General features: G+C 69.1%; 18 protein-coding genes. 17 read left to right on the top strand and 1 reads right to left on the bottom strand.

Annotation, left to right across the window (positions count from 1 at the left end; all coding sequences use genetic code 11):
* The first annotated feature begins 72 nt into the window (after nucleotides 1–72).
* Nucleotides 73–1,263, top strand: coding sequence for a flagellar hook protein FlgE (locus CXY76_RS11835; RefSeq protein ID WP_104164699.1), 1,191 nt, complete (start codon nucleotides 73–75; stop codon nucleotides 1,261–1,263).
* A 107-nt stretch (nucleotides 1,264–1,370) separates the two neighbouring features.
* Here CXY76_RS11835 and CXY76_RS11830 read toward each other — a convergent pair whose 3' ends face one another.
* Nucleotides 1,371–3,017, bottom strand: coding sequence for an HNH endonuclease signature motif containing protein (locus CXY76_RS11830; protein ID WP_104164697.1), 1,647 nt, complete (start codon nucleotides 3,015–3,017; stop codon nucleotides 1,371–1,373).
* Nucleotides 3,018–3,213: 196 nt separating this feature from the next.
* On the opposite strand from CXY76_RS11830, the gene CXY76_RS11825 reads away from it, so the two are divergent.
* The 16 genes from CXY76_RS11825 (at nucleotide 3,214) to CXY76_RS11750 (ending at nucleotide 17,044) form a co-directional block, all read left to right on the top strand.
* Nucleotides 3,214–3,918, top strand: a complete 705-nt coding sequence (locus CXY76_RS11825) for a hypothetical protein (RefSeq protein ID WP_104164695.1) — start codon at nucleotides 3,214–3,216, stop codon at nucleotides 3,916–3,918.
* Between the two features lie 103 nt (nucleotides 3,919–4,021).
* Nucleotides 4,022–4,288, top strand: a complete 267-nt coding sequence (locus CXY76_RS11820) for a flagellar FlbD family protein (RefSeq protein ID WP_104164693.1) — start codon at nucleotides 4,022–4,024, stop codon at nucleotides 4,286–4,288.
* Entirely contained in the window at nucleotides 4,289–5,092 is an 804-nt protein-coding gene (locus CXY76_RS11815) for a motility protein A (protein ID WP_104164691.1), read from the top strand. It abuts the gene before it with no gap.
* The gene (locus CXY76_RS11810) at nucleotides 5,089–5,997 is read left to right on the top strand and encodes a flagellar motor protein MotB (RefSeq protein ID WP_104164689.1); all 909 of its coding nucleotides are present in this window, start codon (nucleotides 5,089–5,091) and stop codon (nucleotides 5,995–5,997) included. Before CXY76_RS11815 ends, CXY76_RS11810 begins: the two co-directional genes overlap by 4 nt.
* A 350-nt stretch (nucleotides 5,998–6,347) precedes the next feature.
* Nucleotides 6,348–6,734 carry an MmcQ/YjbR family DNA-binding protein gene (locus CXY76_RS11805; RefSeq protein WP_104164687.1) on the top strand — a complete coding sequence of 129 codons (387 nt, stop codon included), beginning with the start codon at nucleotides 6,348–6,350 and terminating at the stop codon, nucleotides 6,732–6,734.
* Nucleotides 6,731–7,090 carry an MmcQ/YjbR family DNA-binding protein gene (locus CXY76_RS11800; RefSeq protein WP_104164685.1) on the top strand — a complete coding sequence of 120 codons (360 nt, stop codon included), beginning with the start codon at nucleotides 6,731–6,733 and terminating at the stop codon, nucleotides 7,088–7,090. The genes CXY76_RS11805 and CXY76_RS11800 overlap by 4 nt, the downstream gene beginning before the upstream one ends.
* Nucleotides 7,087–8,400 carry a replication-associated recombination protein A gene (locus CXY76_RS11795; RefSeq protein WP_233199748.1) on the top strand — a complete coding sequence of 438 codons (1,314 nt, stop codon included), beginning with the start codon at nucleotides 7,087–7,089 and terminating at the stop codon, nucleotides 8,398–8,400. The genes CXY76_RS11800 and CXY76_RS11795 overlap by 4 nt, the downstream gene beginning before the upstream one ends.
* Nucleotides 8,401–8,607: 207 nt before the next feature.
* On the top strand, nucleotides 8,608–9,516 hold the full coding sequence (locus CXY76_RS11790; protein ID WP_233199746.1) for a flagellar motor switch protein FliM: 909 nt from the start codon (nucleotides 8,608–8,610) through the stop codon (nucleotides 9,514–9,516).
* Nucleotides 9,513–10,286, top strand: a complete 774-nt coding sequence (fliN, locus tag CXY76_RS11785) for a flagellar motor switch protein FliN (protein ID WP_104164681.1) — start codon at nucleotides 9,513–9,515, stop codon at nucleotides 10,284–10,286. The genes CXY76_RS11790 and fliN overlap by 4 nt, the downstream gene beginning before the upstream one ends.
* Nucleotides 10,287–10,787 (top strand): flagellar biosynthetic protein FliO, encoded by a 501-nt coding sequence (locus CXY76_RS11780; protein ID WP_104164679.1) that lies wholly within the window; start codon nucleotides 10,287–10,289, stop codon nucleotides 10,785–10,787.
* Between the two features lie 92 nt (nucleotides 10,788–10,879).
* On the top strand, nucleotides 10,880–11,680 hold the full coding sequence (gene fliP, locus CXY76_RS11775; RefSeq protein ID WP_104164992.1) for a flagellar type III secretion system pore protein FliP: 801 nt from the start codon (nucleotides 10,880–10,882) through the stop codon (nucleotides 11,678–11,680).
* On the top strand, nucleotides 11,680–11,955 hold the full coding sequence (gene fliQ / locus CXY76_RS11770) for a flagellar biosynthesis protein FliQ (RefSeq protein ID WP_088456015.1): 276 nt from the start codon (nucleotides 11,680–11,682) through the stop codon (nucleotides 11,953–11,955). The genes fliP and fliQ overlap by 1 nt, the downstream gene beginning before the upstream one ends.
* Nucleotides 11,956–12,714, top strand: a complete 759-nt coding sequence (locus CXY76_RS11765; RefSeq protein WP_104164677.1) for a flagellar biosynthetic protein FliR — start codon at nucleotides 11,956–11,958, stop codon at nucleotides 12,712–12,714. It abuts the gene before it with no gap.
* Nucleotides 12,715–13,851, top strand: a complete 1,137-nt coding sequence (locus CXY76_RS11760) for a flagellar biosynthesis protein FlhB (protein WP_104164675.1) — start codon at nucleotides 12,715–12,717, stop codon at nucleotides 13,849–13,851.
* On the top strand, nucleotides 13,852–15,903 hold the full coding sequence (locus CXY76_RS11755; RefSeq protein ID WP_104164673.1) for a flagellar biosynthesis protein FlhA: 2,052 nt from the start codon (nucleotides 13,852–13,854) through the stop codon (nucleotides 15,901–15,903).
* On the top strand, nucleotides 15,878–17,044 hold the full coding sequence (locus tag CXY76_RS11750; RefSeq protein ID WP_146073441.1) for a hypothetical protein: 1,167 nt from the start codon (nucleotides 15,878–15,880) through the stop codon (nucleotides 17,042–17,044). Before CXY76_RS11755 ends, CXY76_RS11750 begins: the two co-directional genes overlap by 26 nt.

The following is a 17,044-nucleotide window of genomic DNA, read 5'->3' as shown; positions in this document are numbered from 1 at the left end:
CGACACACTCCCGCAAGACGGGCGAGGTCGCCGCATCCCTTCTCCTTCATCACCTTCTGAAAGGCAGCACTCATGCTTCGCTCCCTGTACTCCGGCATCTCCGGCCTTCGCGCCCACCAGACCATGCTCGACGTCACCGGCAACAACATCGCCAACGTCAACACCACGGCGTTCAAGGGCTCGGCGACCCAGTTCCAGGACACCCTCTCGCAGCTCACCCAGGGCGCCGGTGGCCCGGGCGCCACAACCGGCGGCACCAACCCGGCACAGGTGGGCCTCGGTGTGCAGGTCGCCGGCATCGCCACCAACTTCGCGCAGGGGTCGTCGCAGGCCACCGGCAAGGCCTCCGACATGCTCATCTCCGGCGACGGGTTCTTCCTCACCCAGCAGGGCGGCGAGACCATCTACAGCCGGGCCGGCTCCTTCGACTTCGACTCCGCCGGTCGCCTCGTCACCCCGTCGGGTGCGATCGTGCAGGGCTGGGGCGCGGTGAACGGTGTCGTCAACGAGGGCGGCGCTGTCGGGGACCTGTCCCTGCCGCTGAACGCGGTCGTCCCGGGCAAGGCGACGAGTTCGGTCGCGATGAGCGGCACCTTGCCCTCCGATGCTGTCGGAGGCACGCAGCTGCTGCGAGACATCAAGGTCTACGACGCCTCGGGTGCTGCCCGAACTGTCTCCCTGACCTTCACCAAGGCTGCGACGGGCAGCGGTTGGGATGTCTCGGGCGCCGATGGCGGCACCACGGCAACGACCACGTTGGGCTTCACCGGCAACGTCGTGACGTCCGGCGGCACACTTGTCCTCGGTGACCCCGCCGCCGGCGGAATCACCGTCGACCTCAGCACGCTGAACGGCCTGGCCAGTATCAGCACTGTGGCGGTCAAGTCGCAGGACGGCAGCGCCCCCGGCTCGCTCGAGTCCTACTCCTTCGGCAAGGACGGCACCCTGGTAGGCCTGTTCAGCAACGGTGAGCAGAAGGCGTTGGGCCGGATCGCCCTCGCCACCTTCACCAACCCTGGCGGGCTCGAGAAGACCGGCTCGAACGGCTACCGGGCCACCTTCAACTCCGGAACCGCCAAGCTCGGCGCGCCCGGCTCCACCGGGCTGGGCTCGCTCACCGGGGGAGCCCTGGAAATGTCCAACGTGGACCTGTCGCAGGAGTTCACCAACCTCATCGTCGCCCAGCGTGGCTTCCAGGCGAACGCCCGCATCATCACCACCTCCGACGAGGTGCTGCAGGAGCTCACCAACCTCAAGCGGTAAGAACCGGGCAGGGAGCAGGGCGGGCATCCAGTTCGACTGGATGCCCGCCTTTTCGTGACGTCTGCTCTCAACCGATACTCACATCGCCAGCCATGGGGCCGTTGGCCTCAGAGAGCGTCCGGCATGCCCCTGTGGCTGGGCATCTCGATGAGGGTCTGCCCGGGGTCGATGCTGGCGGGTGGCCGGAGCCAGTAGCAGCCGGTGTTTTCGAAGATTTGCCAGCGTTGGTTGTGCAGCAGCATGTGGTGGGCGGGGCAGAGCAGGATGCCCTGGTTGATGTCGGTTCTGCCGTGGTCCCGAAGCCAGTGGTCGATGTGGTGGGCTTCGGTGAAGGCCGGGGGCCGGTCGCATCCTGGCCACCTACAGCCGCCGTCGCGGGCGGCGAGGGCGCGGCGTTGGGCCCGGCTGAACAGTCGTTGTTCATGGCCGACATCGAGGGGCCGGTCGAACTCGTCGAGCCTGATCTCGACGGTGCCGGAGTCGCAGATCAGGCGTTCGATGGTTTCGGGGGAGACCGGGGCGTTGTTGCCTTCGATGTAGCCGTGGCCGGCCTGCCCGGGTAGGCAGATCAGGATGTCGTCCGGTGTAGCCGGTGCAGCCGGTGCGTCGGTGGCGTGGGGTTCGTTGGTATCGGTGGGCCCTGCGGCGGCGGGCCGGGCGGCCGGGGTGTGGGCGGTGAGGATCTGCACGGCGGGGCGTCGGCCGCCGAGCATGTTGTGGGGGTTGATGGTGGTGCCGGCCTTGAGCAGGTCGATGAAGCCGTCGCAGGTGATCTGGGTGGTTGTGCGCGGGTCGTCCTTGACCCGTTTGGCCCAGGCGGCCCGGTCGCTGTCGACGAAGCGCACGCCGCCGCGGCGGGGGCTGGTGAAGCTGTCGAAGGCGGATTTGATGAACTCGCCCTGTTCCGGCGGGAAGAGGCCATCGACGCGGACCTGGCCGGTGTTCAGGGTCCAGATGCGCAGGTAGCGGTCGTCCCAGGCCTTCTGTTCGCGCACCCGGATGCCGGCCTCGTCGAGGGTGTCACGTACTTGGCGGGCTCGTTTGAGCAGCTGGTCCACGTTCATCGCTTCGGCGTCAACGAGCAGCCCGGCCAGGGCGTCGGCGAGGGCCGCACCGGTGACGACGGTGTCGATGTCGCCCAGGCCGGTGCGCAGGGCGTGGGCGGCATCGATAGAGAGGGTGCCGCCGGTCACGGCGTGCGAGATCGGTGCGTGCCACGGCGCCGGCGCCGGCGGCAGCAGCGGAACCGCACAGTCCAGGGCGGCGGGGTCCAGGGCGTCGGGGGAGTCCGGGTCGAGCGCACCATCCAGCGCGCCATCCAGCGCACCGTCGAGCAACCGGCGGGCCGCCTCGTCCTCGGCAGCCCGGAACGCGGCCGCCTGCGCTTCGGCCTCTTCGGTCTCGGCGAGCATCCGCCCCACCCCGACGAGCTTCCGCGACTCGACCTTGCTCGTGCCGGTCAGCTCCTGGATCAGGGCCTCAGGGTTGAGGAAACCCTGCTGCGCAGCCAGGCCGGAGTGGCCCAGCTCCCACCGGGAACGCTGGGCCAGGGTCTTCGCCATCCAGGCCTTGCGGGTATCGAGCTCGCGCTGCGCCTGCGCGAGAGTGCGCTGACCGGCCAGCACAGCGGCATCCGACAATGTGTCGTAGTCGGTGCTGCAGGAGCCCAGCCGGGCCACGTCGAGGGCCGCACCCACCAGCGCATCGTCGCGAGGAGCGACGAATGTATCTGCGAGAGTCGACTGGTTTGTCATGCCCTGAATCTAGCCCGATTACGAAGCTTTGTGTGAGCAAATGTCAATTTGTGGATAAGATTTTTGGGCCCAGGTGAGACCGCGATCATCTCAGCATTAATCGGCTTGTGATCGGGTTTTTAAATGACTTGCCCCCACCGCGAATGACGGCTAGCTTCGCCTTATGGGCGCACAAGTGATCGGGCAGGGGAACTGGATGAGAACGGCCGCCACCAGGGGCATTCGGGCCGGGGCCATCCTCGCGACCGCGGCGCTCTCCCTGGGTGTTGCACTGGCCCCGACCCCTGGCCCCAGCGAGCCCGCCGAAGCGGCGGCGGCATGGCGCGTCACCGAGCATGCCGGAGCCGGGCTTGCCTCTGACGACGCCTCCATCATGGCGCGGGAGATCTACCCCGGGCACACCCTCGCCGAGTTGGACTACTCCCCGCAAGAGCAGGAATGGGCGCTCTACCAGAAGCCTCTGGGTGACGCCGCGAGTGTGATCGAGACCGAGTTCGCCGACGACTACGCCTACTGCTACTTCGGAGAATCGCGCACCTTCACGATGGCCTTCGCCGGTGACGCGCCGGCCGGGGCGATCGCGGCTCTCGACGCCACCGGTTTGCCGTACACCACCGTCGAAGGCCTCGGCTTCTCTGCGACCGAGTACCAGGCGGCTGCTGACGCTGTGACGAACCAGGTCATCGATGCACTCGACGAGGCGGGACTGAGGTCGACCGCCGGGTTCATGGTCGGGTCGGATCCCACGATTCAGCCCGGAGCCATCGTGGTCTCGATCATGGGTGACGACGCCGCAAGCCGCCGGGCCGGGTTGGCCGCCGTCGGCACGCCGTCGATCAGCGCACCGTTCTCTGTGACCGTCATCGAGGGCGGCGGGATGCTCCGCGCGGCTACGTTCTAGCCCTGACGTCTCCGGCTCCCATCGCCCCCTAACGCAGCGCAGGGAGCGGCCGACAGTGGTCGTTGACGACTGCTGGAGTCGTCCGGGAACCAGGGACGGGTCCATGATCGTTGTAACCAGGCTGAACGACAGTCAGTTCGCGATCAATCCCGACCTCATCGAACGCATCCACGTCAACCCTGACACCACCCTCGTGATGGTGGATGGGGCCAAATTCATCGTTACCGAGAGCCTGGCCGAGGTCATCGAGAAGATCGCGGCCTACCGGGCTCACGTGATCGGCCTGGCCTACAGCGCTGGAGATGGTTCCGCCGGCGACCCCGACACCCGACCGGACGCCGTTGTCCCCCTGCGCCCCCGGAGAATATAGATGGATCCCGCAACCCTGATCGGCATCGTGCTGGCCTTCGGCGCGCTTTTCGCGATGATCACCATCGAGGGCTCGCACATCACCGCGATCCTGCTGCCCGCCCCGATGGTCCTGGTCTTCGGCGCCACCATCGCCGTCGGCATCGCCGGCGGAACGCTGCGTGACACGGTCAAGGCCGTCAAGGCGCTGCCCGGTGCCTTCCTGGGCAAGACCACCCCGCCCCAGAAGCTCATCGACCAGGTCGTCGGCCTGGCCGAAAAGGCGCGCAGCTCCGGCCTGCTCGCCCTCGAGCAGGAGGCCGACTCGATCACCGACCCGTTCCTGCGCGGCGCGCTGCAGAACATCGCCGACGGCACCGACGGTGACGAGCTGCGCATCCTGCTCGAAGACGAGATCGCAACCCGCACCAAGGAGAGCCGCAACGCCGCCAAGTTCTTCACCACCCTCGGCGGCTATGCCCCCACGGTGGGCATCATCGGCACCGTGATCTCGCTCACCCACGTTCTCGAGAACCTCGACACCCCGTCTACCCTCGGCCCCATGATCGCCGCCGCGTTCGTTGCCACGCTCTGGGGACTCCTGTCCGCCAACTTCCTCTGGTTGCCGATCGGCAGCCGGCTGAAGAGGCTCTCCGACATCGAGGCCGAGCGGATGATGCTGCTCATGGAGGGCGCGCTGGCCGTGCAGGCCGGCAGCCAGCCCCGCCTGCTCGGCGAGCGGTTGCAGGCCATGGTTCCGATGGCATCCGCCAAGGGCGCCAAGGCCGGCAAGTCGTCGCCCAAGCCGCTCAAGAAGGCCGCGTGAGCGGACGCGGCCGGGGCCGCGGTCGTGGTCTCGAAGAGGAACACGAGGAGCACGTCGACGAGCGCTGGATGGCCTCGTACATGGACATGGTCACCGTGCTGATGTGCATGTTCATCGTGCTTTTCGCCATGTCGACGGTGGACCAGGCCAAGTTCGTGCAGTTGAAGAACTCGTTGGCGACGGGCTTCGGCGCGGTAGATGTGGGCAAGGTGGACACCGCGGAGGGCATCGTGGTGCCGGCCGACCTCGTCGACACCCCGGCGGTGAACCAGGATGTCGGTCTCACCGACCTCGATCTCGCGATAGCCGAGGTCAACGACCTCACCGCCGTGCAGGCGGCCATGGAGGCGGCGCTCAGCGCCGTCGGACTCGACACCCTGGTGGAGTACACCATCGACGAACGCGGCCTCTCGGTGGGTCTGATCGGCTCGGAGACCTTCTTCGAGCCCAACGTCGCCACCCTCAGCGGCCAGGCGGTCTCGGTGCTCGACACCATCGGCCCGGTGCTGGCCGGCAGCCAGCGCGAGGTGTCAGTGGAAGGGCACGCCGACCGGCACGGTGTGACCATCAACTACCCGACCGACTGGGAGCTCTCCAGCGCCAGGGCCACGCAGGTGCTGCGCCATCTGGTCGAACGCACCGGGGTGGCCCAGGAACGGATCGGCGCGATCGGTTACGGTTCGGCCCGGCCGGTGGACACCGGCGACGACCTGGCCGCGATGGCCCGCAACCGAAGGGTCGACGTAGTGCTGCTCTCCAACCAGCCCGACAGTGTGCGTGCCCTGATCCCGTCGGTGCTCGACGGCACGGCCGTGCCCGAAGAGACGAAACCGGCCGAGAGCGTCCCGGCTAAAAGCGGCAACAAGACCGGCGCGAACAAACCGGTGGTCAGCTCCGGTCACTGAGCTCGCGCAAACAACTGCATCGATGCCCGAGATCCGGGGCAGGTGAAGTCGGGCCCGGATTCCCCTTTGCGTCTATTCGGGTGGGGTTGTCGAGGAGCGCTCGATACGCGGGCCGGTCCATGGCCTCGTCGAGTGGCACGTCCGCGTGGAACGATCGGTAGCTCCACCACCCCCACATCAGGGCGTCGACGGCGCGGGCAGCGTAAGGTCATCGACCCCAGCGGCACGCCCGCCTGTGCTGCGATTCGCATCGTTGGGTGTGCCTTTCCGCACCAGATTCTCCCTATGTCGGTCGAAGTACGTACCGTTGTACGTACTTTCACTCTCGCGACTTTGATCTTGGAGGGCATATGCGGGCCGACACGCTGCAGCATTACGCCAGGGACCGCGTGGAGGAGCTCCCCGGCGCCGGGGCCGAGCATCCGTTCGGCCCGGACTGGGAAGTGTTCAAGGTGCGGGACAAGGTGTTCATGCTGTTGACCGGGATCACCGGGGAACTGATCGTGATCATCAAGGCCGCACCGGAGGACGGCAAAGCGCTCCGGGAGGAGTTTGCGGACATCACGCCCGGCTACCACATGAACAAGCAGCACTGGATCACCCTGCACCCCGGCGGAGAGCTGCCGAAGCGCCTCGTGGAGGACCTGGTGACCGAGTCGTACCTGCTCGTCGTGGAGAACCTGCCCCGAGCGAAGCGCCCTGTGGACCCCGCAACGTTCGGCAGGAGCGAGCAGTGACGCTCTCGGGAGAGCAGCTGCAGCAGACCGCCCGCGACACCGCGGCGGCACTCGCACACGTTAGTCGCGGGCGACCGTTCACACCGCACCTGGACGTGTGGAAGGTGCGAGACAAGGTGTTTCTCATCGTCACGGAGGATGACTCTGATCTGCAGATCATCACCGTGAAGGTGGACCCGCACCACGGGGACGCTCTCCGCCGCGACCACGACTCGATCACGGCCGGGCACTACCTCAACAAGCAGCATTGGATCTCCGTTGGCGCGGGCCGGGGCGTCACCAAGCGGCTCGTCGAGAACCTGGTGCACGGCTCCTACGACCTCGCCGCGGGACATCGAGTGGAGGAGGGATCGTGAGCGAGCAGCCGCCATCCTTGTTCGAGGTGGATGACGAGTCCCGGCCGCTGGCCGACCGGCTGCGCCCCCGCATCCTGACCGACGTCGTCGGTCAGGACCATCTCCTCGCCGATGACGCCCCGATCGGCCGGATGGTCGGTGCGCACCGGCTGGTATCGATGATCCTGTGGGGGCCGCCCGGCAGTGGGAAGACCACCATTGCCCGGCTCCTCGCGGAGCAGACGAACCTCGCATTCGAACCGCTGTCGGCGACGTTCTCGGGTGTCGCGGACCTCCGGAAGGTGTTCCAAGCGGCACAGCGGCGCAGGGAAGTCGGCCAGGGAACGTTGCTGTTCGTCGACGAGATCCACCGCTTCAACCGCGCACAGCAGGACTCGTTCCTGCCCTACGTCGAAGACGGCACGATCGTCCTCGTCGGCGCGACAACCGAGAACCCCAGCTTCGAGCTCAACGGCGCGCTGCTGTCCCGCTGTCAGGTTTTCGTCCTGAAACGCCTCGATGCCGCCGCCCTAGGCACCCTCATCGGCCGCGCCGAGGCCCTTCTCGGCGCACCGCTACCACTCGACAAGGGCGCCAGGGAGGCTCTCGTCGCGATGGCGGATGGGGACGGCCGGTACCTGCTGAACATGATCGAGCAAGTGCAGGCGCTGCCCGGGCCCGTCGACTCGGCGGCCCTTGCCGCGGCGGTGCAGAAACGAGCGCCGCTGTACGACAAGTCGCAGGAGGGCCACTACAACCTCATCTCCGCGCTTCACAAGTCGATGCGCGGTTCCGACCCTGACGCAGCCCTGTACTGGTTGGCGCGGATGCTTGACGGCGGCGAGGACCCGCTGTTCATAGCCCGCCGCATCACCCGGTTCGCTACCGAAGACATCGGCATGGCCGACCCCAACGCGATACAGCAGGCCCTGGCCGCCTGGGACGTGTACGAACGTCTCGGCTCGCCCGAAGGCGAACTCGCGATCGCGCAGGCCGTGCTCTACCTGGCGACCGCGCCGAAATCGATCGGCGTGTACCGCGGCTTCAACAAGGCCCGCGCCGCGGCGAAGCAAACCGGCTCGTTGATGCCGCCGGCGCACATTCTGAACGCCCCGACCCGCCTCATGAAGGACCTGGGCTACGGCAAGGACTACCAGTACGACCCCGACACCGAGACCGGCTTCTCCGGAGCGAATTACTTCCCGGACGGCCTGCCACGGCAGACCTTCTATGAACCCACGACCGGCGGATACGAGAAGGCAATCACCGAACGGCTCCGCCACTGGGCGCAGCTCCGGAACGGTGGCACCGCCGAACCGGCCGCAGACTGACCCTGTCACCGAAGGGACTCTGACGAACGGGACCGCTCAGGTCAAGGAGCCAATCCGGGCCATCGGATGCGTCGGCGATTCCGCTCATGGCGTCGATCGCCCTCAGGCTGTGGGCTTGAGTTGGTCGCTCCGAAGGCACCGAAATCAGCACCGACGACTTTGCCGCTGTCGCTAACATCCGTTTCCGCCCGGCCGATAGTGCCAATCGTGACGGTCCAGGAACACATCAGCACCGGCGTGCCCGGAAAAGCCGCGCGCGCGGTGGAGGTCTACGACTTCAGCCGGCCGACGACGCTGGCCCGGGATCACGCGAGGGTGCTGGAGCTGGCCTTCGAGACCTTCGCCCGCCAGTGGGGCACCCAGCTGACCGCCCAGGTGCGGGTGATCTCGCAGGTCACCTGCGAGCAGGTCGTGATGAGCGGCTACGACGAATACGCGGCCTCACTGCCGGCCACGACCACCATGGTGCTCTGCACCGTCGAGGGCCTCGAAGCGCAGGCCGTCCTCCAGTTCCCGTCGGCGGCAGCGCTGTTCTGGGTCGCCCACATGCTCGGCGGCACCGGGCTGCCCGCACCGCCGGAGCGCCCCTTCACCCAGATCGAACAGGCCCTCGTTCGCCGGTTGATGGATGACGCCCTCGAGGACCTGCGCTACTCGCTCGGCGCCCTGCTCACCCTGCCCATCGCGGTCGGCGGCATCCAGTACAACTCCCAGTTCGCGCAGGCCGCGGCCACCTCCGACCTGATGATCGTGGCGTCCTTCATCATCAGGGTCGGCGACAAGACCACGGCGGCGACCCTGGCCCTGCCGGCCGAGGCGCTGCTTCCCCAACTCGGCGAGCCCGGTCCGCCGATGTCGGCCACCCCGCCGGTGGACCTGCTGCGTGCCCAGCTCGGCTGGGTGCCCGTCGACGTGTCGCTGCGGCTCGCGCACGCGCGGGTGCTGCCGAGCGCCATCCTGGCCCTCGGCGTCGGCGACGTCCTGGCGATCCCGCATCCCACCCACCGGCCGCTCGACCTGGTGGTGGATGGCCGCACTCTCGCCCGCGCGGCCGTCGGCTCCACGGGCTCCCGCCTGGCCTGCATCATCATCGACACCGAGGAAAAGACTCCATGACGATTCATAGCCCCGCCTCCGCCCAGTCACCGTCAGCCGCCCGCGGCACCGGGGTCATCGGCTCCGGGCTCTCCGACGGCGTCGCGGGTGCGGCTGTCGACGCCCTGCTGACGGTGCTGCCCACGCCCACCGTCCTCAGCGCGGCGGCCGGTTCCGGCGCCGTCGTCGTCGGCCGCGCCGGGGGAGCCGTGCACGGTGCCGTCGTCGCCTCGTTCGTGGGCGCCACCTCCGCCGACCTCGCCGTGGTGCTCGCCGATCCGGGCTCCCTCGACGCGGCGGCCGGCGCCGAGAGCGGACTCGTCTCGCGGGAGGACATCATCCGCCCGGCCCTCGAACGCGCCGCAGGCGTCCTCGGCCTGGGCGTACTGGGCGACGCGCGGATCGACGATGCCACGACGCTGTTCCTCGACCCGGAGACCGTGGTCTTCGACCTCACCGGCGCCGGCGTCACCTTTGGCTGGTTCGCGATCCGCCTGCGTCAAAACGGCACGGCCGCCGCCGCCGGGGACCGCACCGTGGTCGGCAACCTCGGCCGCATCAACAGCGTGGAGATGGCCCTCACCGTTGAGATCGGCCGCACCCGGATGACGGTGCGCGACGTGCTCGCCCTCGAACCCGGCGCCGTCGTCGAACTGGACCGCTCCGTCGGATCGCCCGCCGACATCCTCCTCAACGGCCGGCTGATCGCCCACGGCGAGATCGTGGTCGTCGACCAGGATTACGCGGTGCGGATCACCAAGATCCTCGACGTCGCCGAGAGCCTGACCTAGGTGGACACCGTCGTCGTCGCCCTGCGAGTGATCCTGTCCCTGGCCGTTGTGCTCGGGCTGCTCTGGGTGCTGCAACGACGCCTGAGCCGGGGCGCCGGAGCGCGCACGAACAACGTGGTCACCGTCGTGGGCCGGCAGGGCGTCGGCCAGAAGGCATCCGTGGTGGTGGTGGATGTCGACGGCCGCCGCTTCGTGCTCGGCGTCACCGAGCAGTCGATCAGCGTGCTGCACGACGCCGAGACCGACCACGGCGCCGTCGCGGCGAGCCGCCCGGTGCGGGCCGGCTCCGGCAACGATCGGTCGGCGGTGGCGTTCGCCAGGTCGCTGCACGCCGCATCCGGTGGCCCGACCCTCGTGCCGCCGGAAACCGACACCCCGGCCGAGCCGCCCCTCACCTTCCGTCCGCGCCGGGACCGCAGCGCCGGCGCCCGGCTCGGCGGATCCATCCTCTCCCCGTCGACCTGGCAACAGACCGCCGCCCTGCTCCGGCCCGGCCGGTGAACACCACGAACCACCCTCTCGGCCGGTCAGAGTTCGCGGCTCACGCCGCCGCCGTGAGGGAGCGGCGCCGGCGGCTGGCCCGCGTCCTCGTCATGGCGGCGCTGGTGCTCGTCATCGTCGGGGCCCTGATGCTGCTCGTCGCCTCGACCGGCCACGCGGCGCAGCTCACCGAGCCGATCGCGCCCACCGACCCGGCCACCCCCACACCGGCGGCGACCCCCGGCACCGGCCTGACCGTGGAGATCAACGGTCCCAACGGGGCACCGTCCTCGGCCATCGTGACCCTGATCGGGATCACTCTGCTGTCGGTGGCACCGGCGCTGCTGCTGATGATGACCTCGTTCACCAAGATCTTCGTGGTGCTCGCCATGACCCGCAACGCCCTCGCGCTGCCGTCGATCCCGCCGAACCAGGTGCTCGCAGGGCTGGCCCTGTTCCTGTCGCTGTTCATCATGTCGCCCATCCTCACCGACATCAACACCGAGGCCCTGCAGCCCTACCTGAACGGCTCGATGACCTTCGACGACGCCGTCGCGACGGGGTCGGAGCCGCTGCGCACCTTCATGCTCGCGCACACCAGGCAGGAAGACCTCGCGCTGATGGTGCGCGCCTCCGACCAGCCCAACCCGGCCAATCCCGCCGCGGTGTCGTTGCTCACCCTGATCCCCGCGTTCATGATCTCCGAGCTCCGCGCGGCGTTCATCATCGGCTTCGTGATCTTCATCCCGTTCCTGGTCATCGACCTGGTGGTATCGGCGGCGCTGATGTCGATGGGCATGATGATGCTGCCGCCGGTGATGATCTCCCTGCCGTTCAAGATCCTGCTCTTCATCCTCGTCGACGGCTGGGGCCTGGTCATCACCACCCTGGTCAACAGTTACCGGGGTGGCTGATGGATTCCAACGCCGTTCTGGACATCGGCCTGCAGGCCATCGTCGTGTCCGCCAAGCTCTCCGCGCCCATCCTGATCACGGCCCTGGTGGTCGGTTTCGCCATCTCACTGGTGCAGTCGATCACCCAGATCCAGGAGGTGACGCTCTCGTTCGTGCCCAAGGCCATCGCGGTGTGCTTCGCCATGCTCATCTGCGGGCATTGGATGATCTCCGAGATCGTCTCGTTCACCACCAACCTGTTCGACAAGATCCCCGGCCTGATCGGCGGCGGCTAGGTGAACATCACCCTGGACTTCGCCTGGCTGGAGGCGGTGATGTTGGCCGGGGTGCGCCTGGTCGTGTTCCTCGTCATCGCGCCGCCGTTCTCGTTCAACGCGTTCCCGCTGCGCATCAAGGGCATGCTCTCGATCGGCCTGGCCCTGGCCGTGGCCCCCCGGGTGGTGCCCGGCTACGTCTCGCCGGACACCGGCGGTTTCATCCTCGCACTGCTGCTCGAGATCGTCGTCGGCGGGGTGCTCGGCTTCCTGGTGCTCGTCGTGTTCTCCGCCATCCAGTCGGCCGGAAACCTGATCGACCAGTTCGGCGGCTTCCAGCTCGCGCAGGGCTTCGACCCGCAGTCGATGGTCAACGGCGCCCAGTTCACCAGGCTCTACCAGATGACCGCGCTGGCGCTCCTGTTCGCCTCCGGCGGCTACCAGCTCATCCTGGGCGGCCTCGCCCGCTCGTTCGCCGCGCTACCGGTCGGCGGCGGCATCGACCTGGCCGTGCCGATGGAGACGATCACCGCCGCCGTCGGCCAGATGTTGCTCGCCTCGGTACAGATCGCCGGCCCGCTCATCGTGGTGCTGTTCCTCGCCGACGCCGGCTTGGGCCTCCTCACCCGGGTGGCCCCCGCCCTCAACGCCTTCGCGCTCGGCTTCCCGCTCAAAATCCTGATCACCCTCACCCTCGGCGCTGCCGGGTTCATGGCCCTGCCCGGCATCGTCGCCTCCCTCACCGACGACGCCGTCGCCGGCATGTGGAGCGTGCGCTAAATGAGCGACTCCGGCGAACGTACCGAACAGGCCACCGAGAAGCGGATGCGCGAGGTCCGCTCCAAGGGCCAGCTGGCTCGTTCGCAGGACCTCACCGCCTGGGTCGGCATCGGAGCGGCCGCGGTGATGATGCCGATGACCATCGAGGCCGGCGCCGCGGCCGGGCGGGCGCAGCTGTTCGACATCCGTGCGGTGGCCGAGAACCCCGACCCCGAGCGGGCCCTGCAATTGCTCGCCGAGGGGCTGGGCGCCATGGGCGGCATCCTCACGCCCATGCTCGCCGTGGTCTGCGTGGCGGTACTGGCGGCGTCGGTCGCGCAGGGCGGCATCCACGTGAAGAAGGTCGCCGGAAAGTACGACCAGTTCAACCCGGTCACCGGGCTCGCCCGCACCTTCGGCACCCAGGCGCTCTGGCAGGGGGTGAAGGCCCTGCTCAAGACCATTGTCGTCGGCGTGGTGCTCACCGCGGTGATCCAGGGCCTGACCCCGGTGCTGATGACCGCCGGGGGACTCCCGGTGAACGTGCTGATCGGCGCGGCCGGGGACGGCACCGCCGCCCTGGTGCAATCGGCGGTGATCGCCGGACTCGTGCTGGCCGCCGCCGACGTGATGGTCGTGATGCGGCGGAACCGCAAGCGCACCCGGATGACCAAGAAGGAGGTCACCGACGAGCACAAGAGCTCGGAGGGTGACCCGCTGATCCGCTCGCAGCGCCGTGCCCGTCAGCTGGCGATGAGCCGCAACCGCATGATCGCCGCCGTCGCCACCGCCGACGTGGTGCTGATCAACCCCACCCACTTCGCCGTCGCGCTCCGGTACGAGCCCGGTAAGTCCGCGCCCCGGGTCGTCGCCAAGGGTGCCGGGGTGATCGCCGCCCGCATCCGCGAACAGGCCGAGACCGACACCGTGCCCATCGTTCGGGACATCCCGCTCACCCGGGCGCTGCATGGCGCCTGCGAGCTCGGCCAGGAGATCCCGGTGGAGCTGTACAACGCCGTGGCGCGGGTGCTCGCGTTCGTCCTCGCCCTCAAGACCCGCGGCTCCCGGGCCGGCGTGCACACCATGACCCATCCCGCCCAGACCCAGACCCAGACTCAGACCCAGACCCGTCCCACCCGCCCGTCGGAGGCCACCTAAGTGAACAGCACGCTCGCAAAACTCGCCGTTCCCATCGGGGTGGTCGGCATCATCCTGCTCCTGGTGGTGCCGATCCCCGCCGGGCTGCTCGACGTTCTCATCATCGTGAACATCCTGCTCGCCCTGGTGACGCTGCTCACCACCATGTTCGTCAAGAAGCCGCTGGACTTCTCGGTGTTCCCGTCGCTGCTGCTCGTGGCCACCCTGTTCAGGCTCGGCCTGAACGTCGCTTCCACCCGGCTGGTGCTGGGGGAAGGCTATGCCGGCCAAGTGATCGCCTCGTTCGGCCACGTCGCCGTCGGCGGGTCGATCATCATCGGCGCGGTGATCTTCCTGATCCTGGTGGTCATCCAGTTCGTCGTCGTCACCAAGGGCGCCGAACGTGTCGCAGAGGTGGGCGCGCGGTTCACCCTCGACGCCATGCCCGGCAAGCAGATGGCCATCGACGCCGACCTCAACGCCGGCCTGATCACCGACGTGCAGGCCAAGGACCGGCGCGCAGAGGTCTCCGCCGAGGCCGACTTCTACGGCGCCATGGACGGCGCCTCCAAGTTCGTCAAGGGTGACGCCATCGCCGGCCTGATCATCATCATCATCAACCTGATCGGCGGCATCGCAATCGGCATGCTGCAGCGCGGCATGGAGGTCGGCGACGCGCTGAACACCTACGCCCTGCTGACCATCGGGGACGGCCTGGTCACCCAGATCCCCGCCCTGTTGATGGCCGTGTCCACCGGCATGATCGTCACTCGCTCCAACGCCGAGTCCGACATCGGCGCAACGGCGTCGGCCCAGCTCACCCAGTCGCGCACCGCCCTGATGATCGCCGGCGCCGCCGCGATCCTGATGGCGCTCATCCCCGGCATGCCGATCATCCCGTTCATCATCGTCGGCGCGGGACTGATCATCATCTCCCAGCGGATCAAGGGCAACGAGGCCAAGGCCAGGGCCGGAGCCGCCTCGGCGGCGGCCGTGGAGAGTCTCGCGCCCCGGTCGGACACCGCCGAAGACCTCATCGAGCAGATGCGCGTGCACGCGCTGGAGATCCAGCTCGCCCCCGACCTCGTCGACCTGGTCTCCGGGGCCTCCGACGACCTGCTCGCCCGGGTGCGGGCGCTTCGCCGCAAGGTCGCGATCGACCTCGGCGTCGTCGTGCCGCCGGTGCGCACCAGGGACAACATCGACCTGCCGCCGTCCACCTACGCCATCCGCATCGCCGGGGTCGAGGCCGGCCGCGGCGTCGCCCCTGCCGGCAAGGTGCTCGCGCTCGGCGACAACCTGGAGTCACTGCCGGGCACCGCGACGGTCGAGCCGGTGTTCGGCCTGGTCGGCAAGTGGGTGCCGGGTGAGATGCGGCCCCGCGCCGAAATGGCCGGCGCCACCGTCATCGACAGGGTCTCGGTGCTGGTGACCCACCTGTCCTCGATCATCACCGGCAATGCCGCCCGGCTGCTCACCCGCGAAGACGTGCGGGTGCTCACGGATGGCGTCCGCCAGGTCAGCCCGTCGGCCGTCGACGACCTCATTCCCGGCCTGCTGTCGCTGGCCGAGGTGCAGCGGGTGTTGCAGGGCCTGCTCGCCGAGCAGATCCCGATCAACGACCTGCCTCGCATCTACGAGGCCCTGTCGGTGCGGGCCAAGGTCTCCGCCGATCCCGAGGGCCTCGTCGAGGCGGCCCGGCAGGCGCTCGGTCCCGCCCTCACGGCGCTGTACCTGGACGGCGCGGTGCTCAGGGTGATCATGATCGAACCGGGGCTGGAGCAGTCGATGCTCGAGGGCATGCGCCCCAGCGACCAGGGCAGCCAGATCCTGCTCGACCCGGTGCGGATCGACGCGATCCTCGGCTCGCTCCGCACGGCCATGGCCACCGTCGAGGCGAGCGGCCTCACGGCCGTGCTGGTCTGCGCGCCGGCCCTGCGCCCGGCCATCCGCCGTCTGGTGTCCGCCCAGGCGGGCGGCCTGCCGGTGTTGTCCTACGAGGAGGTCACCTCAGCGCGGGTCGCGATCGAGACCGTGGGGGTGGTCCGTGGAACCGAAACGATTACGGCTTGAGGGTTCCACCCTGCCCGAGCTGCAGGCCCGGGTGGCCGCCGAGCACGGCGACGGCGCGCGCATCATCGCGGCAGAGCAGGTCACCGTGGGCGGCATCCGCGGGTTCTTCGCCAAACGGCACATCGAGGTGACCGTGGAGGTGCCGGCGGACGAACCGGCCGAGATCCTGGTGGCGGTCCCGTCGAGTCGCCGGCGCGCGTCGCACGCCCGCGACGAGCTCAGCACCCGGCTCGGCATCGCGGCCCTGCTCGACGATGCGGATGACGCCGAGTCGCTGTTGCACGGCGACAGGGCACCGTGGCCGACCGGCGGTGCTGTCCCGGCCGGGCCTGCTCCGGCAAGCCCCGCTTCGGCCGGCCCAGCCCCGGCCGGCCCAGCCCCGACCGGCCCAGCCCCGGCCCGGCGCCGCGCACGCGAAGCGGCCGCGTCAGCGGATGTCGTGTCGACGGACACGCCGGACTTCGCCAGGTTGATGGACGAGCTCACCTTTGCGACATCGCCCGCCCGTGCCGCACAGGCTGTGGCCGTGCCGGTGCCGCTGCCCTGGCACGCCGTGGCGACGACCGACGCCGCCGCGGCGGCCGCCGCCCAGGATTCGGTGGAACTCACCCCGGGAGCGCCGAGGATTCTGGACGGCCCCGGCGACCTGGTGGTGCTCATCGGGCTGCACGCCGATGTCCTCGAGGCCGCCCGGCTGCTCTCCAGCGGCCCCACGGCGCCGATGGTCGACAGCACCGACCACGCCGTGACCGACCGGCGTTCGGCCCTCGCCGCGCGGGCCAGGGGAGTGGAACAGGGCCGCGGCGTTCTCGTCGTCCGAGGTCTGCCGGCCCGGCCGGGCACGCACCCCGCCGGCCCGCACTCCGCCGGCCCCCAACCCGCCGGTCCCGTGGCCGCGCTGGGCGCCGACCAGGTCTGGGCCGTGGTGCACGCCGGCCGCAAGCCCTCAGACACCGCCCGCTGGGTGCGGGATGCCGGTGCCGACGTCAGCATCGACGGCATCGCGGTGCTCGGCATCGACTCCACCGCCACCCCGGGAACGGTGCGGGAGCTGGGCCTGCCGATCGGCTGGCTGGCCCCGGCGCCTGCGCCCGAGCCGGCGGCGTCCGCCGGGCCGTCCGACCCGATCGCGATAGGCTGA

The organism is Cryobacterium sp. N22, assembly GCF_002929555.1.
Taxonomy (GTDB): Bacteria; Actinomycetota; Actinomycetes; order Actinomycetales; family Microbacteriaceae; genus Cryobacterium.
Note: the sequence above shows the minus strand (reverse complement) of the source record. Positions and strands in the feature narration are given on the sequence as shown.